The sequence below is a fragment of the Bacillus sp. UNCCL81 genome (genome assembly GCF_900112535.1).
In the GTDB taxonomy this organism is placed as follows: domain Bacteria; phylum Bacillota; class Bacilli; order Bacillales; family Bacillaceae_G; genus Gottfriedia; species Gottfriedia luciferensis_B.
Genome location: NZ_FOMF01000007.1, coordinates 130,286 through 142,282 on the forward strand (window position 1 = coordinate 130,286; position 11,997 = coordinate 142,282).

The following is an 11,997-nucleotide window of genomic DNA, read 5'->3' on the forward strand; positions in this document are numbered from 1 at the left end:
TTCTTTTTGCTGTTTTACTTACTCATGAACCACTCATGAGTAACCTTTTTACTTCTTTTTGCTGTTTTACTAACTCATGGCTCCTTCCTGAGGAACTTATATTCATCTTCTCGGTATAAATGAGTTTTTGCTTAAAAGCTCTATTACAAAGTCCAATTAATAAGTAATCCTGCATGAGTTAATCCACCACCAAATCCATACAGTAAAACTTTATCTCCATGTTTAAGTTTTCCTTCCTTAACGCCCTTAACTAAAGATAATGGAATCGTTGCTGATGATGTATTTCCGCAATCTACTAAGCTATTTAATGTTTTATCGATTGGAAATTCACTTCTTTCGCAGATTGATTCAATCATTCTTAAATTTGCACTATGTGGAACAAACCAATCGACTTCAGTTAATAAAGTGGATCCATTGTTTAGTACAGCTTGCATTCCTTTTGGCACTGTCGTAACTGCCCATTTGTATACTTCGCGTCCATTTTGAATGATATTATTATTATTAATTAGCTCTTCGCCAAACATTTGATTTGATAAATTTGTACAATATAAATGTTTGCCTTTTTCGCCTTCTGATCCTAGGTAAGAGGAAATAAAGCTAGGTTGTTCTTCATCATACTCTACTAAAGCTGCACCAGCGCCATCACCAAATAAAATGCAAGTAGTGCGATCTTCATAATCGGTTATTTTAGATAAAGTTTCAGCTCCGACTACTAAAATTTTTCGATTTAATCCGGATGTAATTAATCCATTTGCCATATACAAACCGTAAGTAAAACCTGCGCAAGCAGCATTCAAATCAATTGCCCCAGCATTTTTTATTCCAAGCTTTGCTTGGATAATTGAAGCAACACTTGGTGTTTTGTAGTCTGGAGTTAACGTACAAACGATAATCATATCAACATCTTCAACAGACTTATTGTATTTTTCCATCAAGTCTTTTACTGCCTTAAAGCTTATGTCACTTGTAAATTCATTTTCATTTGCAATTCTTCTCTCTTTTATGCCAGTTCGCTTTACAATCCATTCATCATTTGTTTCAACTATTTTTTCTAAATCCTTATTTGTTAATACTTTTTCTGGTACATATGAACCTATTGCAGTGATACGTGCTTTCGAATTTTGCATTATGGTCACCTCAGTCATATTTTTTAATATCTTTCCAATATTATATCACCAGATATTAATACTAGGTACTAATTTTATTTTAAAATTTTTTCATTCTTTTAATTTAGAGGGCTAATTAGTTGAGGATTAAACTAAATAAAGTTGCTACAACAGCAACTTTACTTAAAAAATATTACAATTCTAATGTCATAAAAACACTGTTAGGGTCTTCTTTATAATCAGCAAAAGGCTTACAATACTTAAATCCAAAGAGTTCATATAGTTTTTTTGCTGGATCGAATGCTTCCATTGAACCTGTTTCCAAACTTATTCTCTTGTAGCCTCTATTTTTCGCCTCTTCGATGATGTGTTGGAGCATGCGCCTTGCCACTCCTTTTCTTAAATGAGCTGAAGAAGTTCTCATTGATTTTACTTCTCCATGCAAAGGATCAAGTTCTTTTAGAGCCCCACATCCAACTAATTCACTATGTTCCCATACACTCCAGAATGTAATTTCCGGTTTCTTTAATCCTTCAAGATTTAAAGCATGTATGCTTTCAAGTGGAGAATGCTGTGTCATACCTTGTAGATGCTCACTAATTAACATAGCAACTTCATTTCCAGTTAAATCATCAACCTTAATATCCACGTAATGACAACCTCATTCCCTTATTTATAATTGCTATTATTATACTAAATTTTGATAAACTTCTAGCTAGTTTTTTAGTCAAAAAAAAATAACTTATTAACTCTTAAATAAAATAGAATTTTATGGAAAAAATAAACATCTAGAAGAAAAATTAGAAGTCAAAAGAAGGAATTCAAATGAATCGTAAATTAAATATAAGTGGTTTTCAATTCTTTTGTATGATTTTTATGTTTGGGGTCGGTGCTTCTCCACCACTTGAAATATTTGCTAGAGCTAAACAAGATGGATGGATTAGTTTATTGATCGGACTCATCTCAGCTTGTATAATTTTTGCTGTGTATATTAAGTTATATTCATTATTTCCTGAACTTCCCTTAACAAAATATATTCAAATTATTTTAGGGAAATATGTAGGGAAAATACTTGCATTACTATATATCTTATATTTTATTTATATTGCTGCACGTGCTTTACGTGATTTTGAGGATTTATTAACAATCACTTTATATAATGCTTCTTCTCTAATTTCTATTGGATTAATCATGGTGTTATTAATCATGTATGCTATTTCTAAAGGACTAGAAACATTCGCTCGTTCGTGTGAATTTATTTTTGTCATGATCATGTTTCTTACTGTTATATTTATAGGATTTGAAATCATTTCAAAATTAATAAAAATTGATAATTTAAGACCTGTTTTAGAAAATGGATGGACACCAGTATTAAAAGCGGCTTTCCCAATTTCTTTAACTATTCCCTTTGGTGAAATCGTTACATTTACAATGATTATGCCACATTTAACTAAACAAAATTTAGCAATAAAAGTAGGAATACCAGCCTTACTATTTTCGGGTCTTGTATTAACTTTATTTGCAGTTTTAAATACTGCAATATTAGGCCCTTCCGTTATTGAAAGAACTACTTATCCACTTCTAACATCAGTTAGTTATATTAATATTGCCGATTTCATTCAAAGATTGGATACTTTCATAGTAGTAATTTCAGTATGCAATGCCTTTGTAAAAATTACAATTTACTTTTATTGTGCGGTATCTGGAGCAGCAGATTTATTTAATATAAAGAAAAGTGACCAACTAGTCTATCCTATTGGTATGATTACCGTTCTTACTTCCCTATGGGTCGCTTCTAGTTTTCTTGAGCACCATTTAGAAGGGATCCATTTAGTACCCTACTTGCTTCACATTCCACTTCAAATTATTATTCCGGTTAGTTTATTACTTGTTCTCCTAATTCAAGGTAAACTAAAAAGTAATAAAGACGACTTGAATTACAATTAACGAAAATTAAAAAGACAAAACAAAAGGCTTCAGTTTTCACTGAGCCTTTGTTTTTTATTTTGGTAATTTAGTATTATTGAGTAACCGTAATAGTTTTAGGCGTTGTTGTTACTTTAAAGCCATCTTTCGTAACAACATCTACTGTAACCGTATATGTGCCACTTGGAAGATCTTTTTCTGGTGCCCATTGTGTACTAAAAGTATGCTCATTTTCGAATGTAGATGAATCTACAAGATTTCCTTTAGCATCTTTAATATTAATTGTCCAGTCTACTCTGTTATAACCATATAGAGAAATTCTCGCAGGCTTAGATGCACTTACACCTGTAGATGGAGAAATACCCCAAGTTACCATTGCCATAGTTTGTTTATTATAACTTTGATCGCCCCATGTTGTCCAAGCATTGTTTCCAGCATAATCAAGAGATCTGATTACCATACCTTTTGGTTCTGTATTAACCGTTAGTTTCGTTACGCCCGGTCTAAGTTCATAAAATGTTCCATTTACATAAACATCAGCAAAGTTAAAGTCAGTTGCATTATCAGTCGCATTAAATGTAATATCATATTTACCGTTGTTTGGTGTTACTTTAATATCAGAAATTTTTGGTGCAACTGAGTCTACGATCATCGGCATTTTAACCGATTGTGGTCTAGCGTTTGGATATGCTAATGTTGTTTTAATTACGTAATAGTAAGTACCATCGGGAACAAAATTCCCTGATGCGTCTTTCATATCCCATTGATATAAACTATATCCGTAATCCGCATTAAACATTATATTTTTATTAAATCTCCAAGGCTCACCAGTACCTGTGTATTCACTATAGTCACCTAGATATTTAAGTTGTTTTCCAGCAGAATCTTCAATAGAGACCTCGGCTTTTTCTAGGTTACGTAAAACCGCCATTCCTCCAAAGATACCCTTATCAATATAGTTTGGAGAGAATGCAATATGGTTAAGGTCAAAGCCTTTCCCATTGTATCCTAATGGTGCGCCTCCCTCTGTAGTATCATTCCAAAGTGCCGTATGACCTGCAAATGAATCCTTTTCCCAAGCTGGAGCATCAATGTTTCGTGGCTCATCCCATTTTCCATAGAAGCCCATATAAGGCATAGTTAACGGTACAGCTTTATCTTGGTCTTTTGCCACTGGTACAAGACGAACATATCCTTCAACAAAACTGTTTTTCTTTAATGAATCCGGTAATGATATATTAACAGTTAACATTTTTGATTGACCTGGTTTGATTTTCAATGTAGACCCTGTTTTATCTGTTACGATATTATCATTAACAGTGATCTTTGCTCCTTTAATTTGTTCACTTGATAAGGTTAAATAATCTTTTGAATCTAATTGGCCATCATGATCAAAATCAAATTGCTTTGTTTCTGTCTTATCTTTTAATAAATCAACATATACATTGTATTCAATATCCGCACTATTATTTTTCCCTTTAGGTGCATCAAAAGCATCTACGTTTAATTTAAAGCTTGTATTTTGCCCGATTTCCTTTAATGCTACTGAACCAGCTTGTTCCAAAGGAGCGTTTCGATTTGTCACAACAACTGGTGTATTAATGGCATTTTGAATTTGCATTAAACCAGACCCTTGAATACGTGGTGAATATGGCGCTTCATTATTTGTTCTTGGATCCAGAATGACTTTAGATGTATTCATTAATGCAACTTTCGCTTTTAAAACTGTATCTTCTGAGTGTTGTAGCCCTTTTTCATAAAGTGATTGTAATACTAAAGCTGAACCACCTGCAACATGTGGCGTCGCCATCGATGTACCACTCATCACTTGATAACTATTTCCAGGGATTGTTGAATAAATATTTCCACCTGGAGCTGAAATTTCAGGTTTAAAATCTAATGTTGGAGTTGTACCCATAGATGAGAAATAAGACATTGTATCTTTAGCAGGATTATCTACCCAATAATCGCCGATATTTTTCATACTTAAATATTGACCAGTAGGCATTTTACTCATTTTATCTAATAATGCTTGACCAATCGATTTACTTGTTGAAGCAGTCGGTGTTGCTGAACCAGTTACTGGTAGAGTTGCATAATCAGGCGTGTTTGAAGATGGTATCATAATGATCGCCTTTGCTCCTGCAGATTTTGCAGTAAATTGAATGCTAGAAACAGAACTATATGAATTTAAAAGTTTAACTACGGCAATGTAATTCGTTTTTCCTTTTGGATAATCAGCCGCTGTTTTTCCTTCATTTACATATACCAAATCATAATTTGTATTCGGCAATAGATTATTAGATACATTAAATGCTTGTCCATATTGAGAATGGTCTTTGAAAGGTACCGCTAGACTTCCATCCGAAATTGCATTCATATGAAGCTTACTATTTTCATAGGAAGCAACCGATACCGCGAATGGACTGACTCCTGGTGATCCTACTGTTCCAATATCAGGATTTTCTGCAAATGGTTTTACTGTTGCAGGCGTTAAAAGAGCTTGTGAACTGAATGCTGAATTTCCAGCTGCTACTACAACTAATGTACCTTTTTCTGTCGCATTTCTGATTGCTTTTTGAATTGGATCATAATTTTCATCTACATAGCCTGCATCGCTACCTAAGCTCATGTTAATTACATCTGCACCCATTGTAACAGCATGCTCGATTCCTGCAATAATATCATCTTCATAAGCACCGCCACCATTATCAGAGAATACTTTTTCTGCTAATAACTGTACGCCTGGTGCGATACCAGCAACTCCACCTTTAGAATCATCACCGTTTGCTCCAATTGTTCCAGAAACGTGTGTACCATGCGAACTACCTTTTGGCCCAGGAATAACATCCGTATCATTGTCTGCCCAGTCATAGCCAGATGGTACTTTATCTGAATACCAAGTTTCATTTACATCTGTTGTTCCTGCAAACTGATCGAATTTATTCTTCATCCATTTTTCTTTTGCTTTAGCATCATCTGATAGTGTCATATCTTTATGTTTCCAATCAATACCAGAATCTACAACACCTACTACTAGGCCTTCTCCCTTATAACCATATTGCTCCCATACCTTTTGAGCTTGTACTAATTCTTTACTTGCTGCCATCGTTTCGTGGAATGTTCTAGCTACTTGAACATGCTTAACACCAGGAATCGATTGGATATCTTTTAAATTTTTATATTCTGTTTCAATACTAAACCCATTAAAACCTTCAAAGTAACGGTGCTTTACTTTAAAAGCAGCATTTGAATTAGAATTTTTTTCTTTTGAGATTTCATCAATTACATTGTCTTGTTTTTGTTTAAACATTGCTTTTTTATGCTCAGGTGTAGCTTGCTCGCTATCAGCTGGCTCATCTACCTCAACAATTAAATGCACTTCATCATCTGGTTTAAACGTATTTGCAACATCTTGATTTGTAGCTTCTTGACTGTTGCCTTCTTTATATAATGAGTTTTCTTGAGATAAATCTAAATTATCCTTAGTAAATGTTCCATGTTCAAAACTAACATCAGTTGAATCAGTTTGAGATGTAATGTTATCGTTATCCGCAAAAGCCAATGAAGTAAAAAGTAATGATACTAAAGCAGTTGTAGACATAACTTTAAACGCTTTAAATTTTCCGTTTTTCATAACAACACTCCTACAATTTTATTCGTATTTACTTAAATCCACCTTGGATCGATAGAGTAATAGTTAAATATAATAACAAACTTAAGTTTTCCTATTCATCTGATTTTCGTGGTTGTTAATTAAATACATTCAAATTTTACATCCAACCCCAGTGAACGTGTATTGGGGGAATTCAACTTATTTCATTAACAAACTTTTTTATCAAATTCACATGCAACAATGTCTAATAGATATAAAAATATGTTATATCATGGAATAAATTATATTTTTTTGTCGGATTTTTTATATATTGGTCTGGAAAATAAAACTGAAAATTGGGAAAAATTAAATACAAAACGTATTTTTTTAGCAAAAATTCTATAACCTTGACGAAAAAAACAGGATAAATGACCTATCAAAAGTGGTATAAATGTCGAAAAATTTTGAATTTTTAACATAAGTAGGAACGCGATTATTAAAATAGGTACTCTTTGGCTTTTAAATTTTTCCAAAATAAAAAAGAGCCACAAATAGGACTCCTTTTCCTTAACTAACTTACGATTAAATTAAGAAACTTACATTTTTCCTAAAGAAAAACCTTCAAACAGCTTTCCTCCAAAAGGGTGCAAAACTTCATCAACTAATTTGATTATTCGGTCCTTTTCACTAGTCGTATAAAACGAATCAAAAGCTTCTACAAAACAGTTCGCGAAATCCTCATTATAATTTCTTAACGAGCGAACAAGCCATTTTGAAGAACCAATCCATTTACAATTTGTTCTTAAAACGAATTCACTTACTAGTTCGGCTATTGTATTAGCTATAAATAAATCTTCTGCTCTATTAGAGGAACCTATAAAATCATTTAGTGCATCCGTAATAAAATATCGCTTTATCTTGATCGTTTCCACTGTCCATCTTTCTGGTCCTTTATCTAATAATTCATTTGCTTCTTTTTTTATCTCCTCAATTATTCCTTCATCTTTTAAAATGAATCCCTCAGAAACCATCCTTGGTAGTGAAGGCCTAGCTCTCTTGTAATCACTTTCAAAAAAATGTTTATAGGAAGTTAGGTTGTGTACAAAAACTTCTATGTCCCATCCGAGTTCTTTTAACGACTCTCTATATGAAGAGTTAAGGCTTGCATCAAAAATAACGATATCAAGATCCGATGTTTCGGTTGCCTCACCTCGAACTACGCTACCCGCTAATAATGCCCCCTGACAGTTTGGAAAATACTTATGAATAAAATGTTTTGCCGCTTCAATATGGTCTAACTTATTTAAATAACCCATTATTCATCACCCCATTTTTAAACATTGTCTAATTTAAGTATACTCGATATTTCAAAGGACAATTGTTTGATGTTGTTGTTGATCGCTTCCCAATCAAGTTATCAAAAAAATCCCTTGTGACAAACTGAGAAATCCGTCAAATTTAGCAAAAAAAAAAGAACACCTCCTGGAAAATCAGGAATTGCTCTTAACCTACTAAAATCAAACTTTTTGTCTACTGCTATAAGTACTTTTTGGTAGCTAAGTATTAAATACTATAAACGTTTTTTTATCGATTTTCAGATTAAAAACTTTTTTTATTTTCTTAAAACCTTCAATGCCCCACTCCAAGCAACAACCTGGTCAAGCATTAAATTAACATTATTTAGATGTAGATCCGCAGGTTTAAAGGTAGAGAAGTTCTCAAAATCTGTGAATATAGACAATGTTGGATGAACTTTCACATCAGCAATTAATAGCTCACCACAGATTCCACGTAAGTGTTCTGCTGCACGCGCACCACCAGTTGAACCATAACTTACGATTCCTGCTGCTTTGTTGTTCCAAGCTTCACGAGCTAAATCAAGTGCATTTTTTAACGCACCTGATATACTGTGATTATATTCAGATACTATAAATACAAATCCATCTAAGCTAGCAAGTTTTCCATTCCAAGCTGCAATTCCAGGCTCAGTTCCATCAGTTGTTCCAAAAAACGGTAATTGGTAATCAGCAATATCTACAATTTCATAATTCGCATCACCACGTTTGTCTGCGATCCCTTTTACCCACTCTCCTACTTGTGGACTTACTCGACCTTTGCGCGTGCTTCCTAGGATAATCCCGATATTTGAATTTTCGTTTGGCATTCGTTCTTCCTCCTTAAATTCCCTCTGATTTCTTTCAACTTAACACATTCTATACTTTCCATAATTTACCTTTATTTAATTCAATAAGTTTTTATCCAAAAAAACTTAAATTTCGACCAAATTTAGTATCATGAAATTAAATTAGATAGTTGGGTAAGAAATTTTATATTTTTTTGACACCTCTATCAGCTTCTGAATTTTTTTAGCTGAAGGAGGATCTTCAGGTTTTTTGAATCCTTTATAAAATGGTTCAGATAGTTCTTTAACAAATTGGTCAAAACCTGATGGATAAGCAGTAACAATGAATTGTGTTTCTTCAGAACATACTTTAAATGTGTGGGGAATTCCTCGAGGAGCATATACATAATCTCCAGCCTTTGCTAAAATTGTTTGATCCCCAATAAAAAAAGTGATTTCCCCTTCTAAGACATAAAATGTTTCATCTTCTAATTCATGTACGTGCAGAGGAGGTCCACCGTCTTTTTTACCATTGCAATGCAAGACACAAAAAGCCCCGTTTGTGTCTTCCCCACTTACTAATATGGAAGTAAAATCATTTAAAAAGAAGTAAGTGTTCTCTTCTGTAATACCTCGGTGCATAAAACCTGCTATACGTTTTTGTTCGAATGTCATTTTGATCTCCTTCTTTGAGATTTACATAATTGAATTTAGTTTTTAGATTGAACTATTAACCTACTAACTAATGCTATTCATAGAAAATTAGCTTATACATTCTTTTTGAGAGAATAATAAATTTAAATTATTAGCACTTAACCTTGTCTTACAGTCCTCTTTTATTGAACAAACAATTTTATATGATAAAGTTTTTAAGCATGCAAAAAAGGCTAGCATCGCTAACCTTTTTCATTAGAAATAATATTTAATTATTAGGATACAGAATCTCATCAATGATTCCATATTCTTTCGCTTCTTCTGCACTCATAAAATAATCTCGATCTGTATCCTTTGCTACTTTCTCGACTGACTGTCCTGTTCGGTCAGAGATTATTTGATTAATATGCTCACGTAATTTTAAGATTCTTCGAGCAGATATTTCGATTTCTGTTGCCTGGCCCCTTGCTCCTCCTAATGGTTGATGAATCATAATTTCACTGTTCGGCAGTGCAAAACGTTTCCCTTTTGTTCCCGCCAGCAAAAGCATCGCACCAAAGGACGCTGCCATTCCCGTACAAATTGTTCTAACATCAGGCTTTATATATTGCATCGTATCATAAATCGCAAATCCTGCTGAAGTCGACCCACCAGGGCTATTTATATAAAGTGAAATTTCTTTATCAGGTGCATCTGCAGCTAAAAATAACAATTGTGCAACTACACTATTTGCTACGTGATCATTTATTTCATCACCGATAATAATAATTCGATCTTTTAACAAACGGGAATAAATATCATATGAACGTTCACCACGATTAGATTGTTCAATTACATAAGGAACTGTCGTCATTTAAAAATCCTCCTTAAAAGCGTTAATTGGCTATGCAGCCATGCAGAGAGTGCTTGAAGGAGTTTGAGTACGGGATGATTGGAAATTACCGAATATCATTTTAGGATTTTCAATAATACGATCAAAGGAAGGAAGCGCTTGAATTAAAACAGCAGGGTCTTGAACTTCTAAAGCTAAATGAAAAATTTCTTCAAGCTTCATCCGTTCTTCCTCATTCCAAAAATATTCAATAGAAAGGGATTGTTCCTCTTTGTTTGTTTTATCTAGACGCTTTTTTGCTCGATGCAGGCTAGATTTTATGGCTATTTCAGTCGTTCCTAAAATGTCTGCTATTTCCCTGGATTTATATTGAAATGCTTCTTTTAGAAAAAAGATAACCGCTTGTTTTGGAGTAAAATGTTTAAGTAAGAGCTCCACACTATTCATTTTATGATCAATCGGATGACTAGCTACATATTTAGAAAGTTCAAAATCAGGAGTTATCGTTTCTTCTTTTCTTTTTCGTAAAGTATCAATCCAATGGTTGTAAGCTATTTTATTTAATAAAGCCGAATTCATTTTTTCTTTATGATAATATTTTACTGCTTTAAAAAATGCTTCCTGTGCAATATCGTCACCATCCCATTCATTCTGGGCTAGAAACCGACAATAGCGTTGCAATTTAGGATAGTACTTCTGCCAATAAAATTCGTCAGTTGCTTCATCCTGTTCTTCCTTTTCTATGCTGTGAAGACTAAACTTACTAGACATTTATGTTCACTCCTTTATTAACACTCTCTAACCTATAAACGGAATAAGAGTATAAAAAGATACGGGGGTTAAAAAATTTTTTTTTATTTATTTTAATTTATGTAATAGAAATTAAAACTCTTCTATGTTATTTTATTTTTCAACTTTTAATGCATTTTAACATAATTAGGACGTTTTCTAACAACACAAAAAAGCAGAAACCACTTATCTCCGCTTCTGTCTAAATTTAAATTTAAGTTAAAACTTTAGGCTAACCTATTTATGAGAGACTTCAGTCCTACTCTCTTTCCACTGAGTTTGCTCCGATTTCTTCTTTTATTACTCCAATTACTGAAATAACAGATCCAATTGCTTGAATCCAGCTTCCTGTTGCAACCAATTTTTCAGATTCCGATATTGTATTACTTTTTTTGAAGTAATCCCCATAAAAGCCAAACTCTTTTTGCTTATTTTCATTTGCTATAATTTCTTGTAATGCTTCTGACCACCCTATTGCTTGCATGGTGTTTCCTATAATTTGTGTTAGTCCACCTACAATGTTTTCAGATTGTCCTGGGAAAGGAGTAGTTTCGATTGCTTCTCCAACATTAACCCCTAACCCTAAAGCTTGTAACAAGTTTCCTGCAACGAATAATTTGTAGGATGCTTCTTTTGAAATGTCAAAAACCAGCCCTGAAGTAACCGTAATATTCCCACTTGCTGTTATTTCTTTACCAACTGCCCTAAGTACGGTCCCCTCTGCTTCAGCATCAATACCATTTCCTGTAGCCTGCAAAACATTACCTATTAGACTTAGGTCATCACGAATACTACTTTTTATGTAGTTAGATGGGGTTGAACCAATTGCAGCTGTTATTGTTCCAATTGATACGATTACAGATCCTACTAATGCTTTTGACTCTCCTCCCAATTCAACCACCAACCTGCTAAAAGGAACCTTTATCGTAGTATTATGAATGAAGGTCTGATTGTGTGCCTATTAGTATAGTTT

10 protein-coding genes are annotated in these 11,997 nt (G+C 33.4%); 1 reads left to right on the top strand and 9 read right to left on the bottom strand.

The genetic code is table 11. From position 1 onward, the window contains the following. Positions 1–143: 143 nt before the first annotated feature. Positions 144–1,127: a ketoacyl-ACP synthase III gene (locus BM319_RS16290; protein ID WP_175495629.1), complete on the bottom strand. Its 984-nt coding sequence runs from the start codon at positions 1,125–1,127 to the stop codon at positions 144–146. 172 nt (positions 1,128–1,299) lie between these two features. Then, positions 1,300–1,755 (bottom strand): GNAT family N-acetyltransferase, encoded by a 456-nt coding sequence (locus tag BM319_RS16295; protein ID WP_069034677.1) that lies wholly within the window; start codon positions 1,753–1,755, stop codon positions 1,300–1,302. A 176-nt stretch (positions 1,756–1,931) separates the two neighbouring features. Between BM319_RS16295 and BM319_RS16300 the strand changes: the two genes are divergently transcribed. Next, positions 1,932–3,053: a GerAB/ArcD/ProY family transporter gene (locus BM319_RS16300; RefSeq protein WP_091023667.1), complete on the top strand. Its 1,122-nt coding sequence runs from the start codon at positions 1,932–1,934 to the stop codon at positions 3,051–3,053. Between the two features lie 73 nt (positions 3,054–3,126). Here BM319_RS16300 and BM319_RS16305 read toward each other — a convergent pair whose 3' ends face one another. The 7 genes from BM319_RS16305 to BM319_RS16340 form a co-directional block, all read right to left on the bottom strand. Beyond that, on the bottom strand, positions 3,127–6,669 hold the full coding sequence (locus tag BM319_RS16305) for a S8 family serine peptidase (RefSeq protein ID WP_091023669.1): 3,543 nt from the start codon (positions 6,667–6,669) through the stop codon (positions 3,127–3,129). A 554-nt stretch (positions 6,670–7,223) separates the two neighbouring features. Beyond that, positions 7,224–7,943, bottom strand: coding sequence for a nucleotidyltransferase domain-containing protein (locus tag BM319_RS16315; protein ID WP_091023673.1), 720 nt, complete (start codon positions 7,941–7,943; stop codon positions 7,224–7,226). Positions 7,944–8,239: 296 nt separating this feature from the next. Beyond that, on the bottom strand, positions 8,240–8,791 hold the full coding sequence (locus tag BM319_RS16320) for an NADPH-dependent FMN reductase (protein WP_069034682.1): 552 nt from the start codon (positions 8,789–8,791) through the stop codon (positions 8,240–8,242). A 141-nt stretch (positions 8,792–8,932) separates the two neighbouring features. Further along, complete coding sequence (locus tag BM319_RS16325) at positions 8,933–9,424, bottom strand: quercetin 2,3-dioxygenase (RefSeq protein WP_091023675.1); 492 nt, start codon at positions 9,422–9,424, stop codon at positions 8,933–8,935. Between the two features lie 247 nt (positions 9,425–9,671). Then, positions 9,672–10,256 (bottom strand): ATP-dependent Clp endopeptidase proteolytic subunit ClpP, encoded by a 585-nt coding sequence (gene clpP, locus BM319_RS16330; protein ID WP_069034684.1) that lies wholly within the window; start codon positions 10,254–10,256, stop codon positions 9,672–9,674. A gap of 30 nt (positions 10,257–10,286) precedes the next feature. Next, entirely contained in the window at positions 10,287–11,006 is a 720-nt protein-coding gene (locus tag BM319_RS16335) for a sigma-70 family RNA polymerase sigma factor (RefSeq protein ID WP_069034685.1), read from the bottom strand. A gap of 277 nt (positions 11,007–11,283) precedes the next feature. Next, positions 11,284–11,916: a DUF6944 family repetitive protein gene (locus tag BM319_RS16340; protein ID WP_091023677.1), complete on the bottom strand. Its 633-nt coding sequence runs from the start codon at positions 11,914–11,916 to the stop codon at positions 11,284–11,286. Between the last annotated feature and the right edge of the window lie 81 nt (positions 11,917–11,997).

Coding starts and splice junctions, on each gene's coding strand:
- BM319_RS16290 (WP_175495629.1), bottom strand. CDS start 1,127: ATGCAAAATTCGAAAGCACGTATCACTGCAATAGGTTCATATGTACCA.
- BM319_RS16300 (WP_091023667.1), top strand. CDS start 1,932: ATGAATCGTAAATTAAATATAAGTGGTTTTCAATTCTTTTGTATGATT.
- BM319_RS16305 (WP_091023669.1), bottom strand. CDS start 6,669: ATGAAAAACGGAAAATTTAAAGCGTTTAAAGTTATGTCTACAACTGCT.
- BM319_RS16315 (WP_091023673.1), bottom strand. CDS start 7,943: ATGGGTTATTTAAATAAGTTAGACCATATTGAAGCGGCAAAACATTTT.
- BM319_RS16320 (WP_069034682.1), bottom strand. CDS start 8,791: ATGCCAAACGAAAATTCAAATATCGGGATTATCCTAGGAAGCACGCGC.
- BM319_RS16325 (WP_091023675.1), bottom strand. CDS start 9,424: ATGACATTCGAACAAAAACGTATAGCAGGTTTTATGCACCGAGGTATT.
- clpP (WP_069034684.1), bottom strand. CDS start 10,256: ATGACGACAGTTCCTTATGTAATTGAACAATCTAATCGTGGTGAACGT.
- BM319_RS16335 (WP_069034685.1), bottom strand. CDS start 11,006: ATGTCTAGTAAGTTTAGTCTTCACAGCATAGAAAAGGAAGAACAGGAT.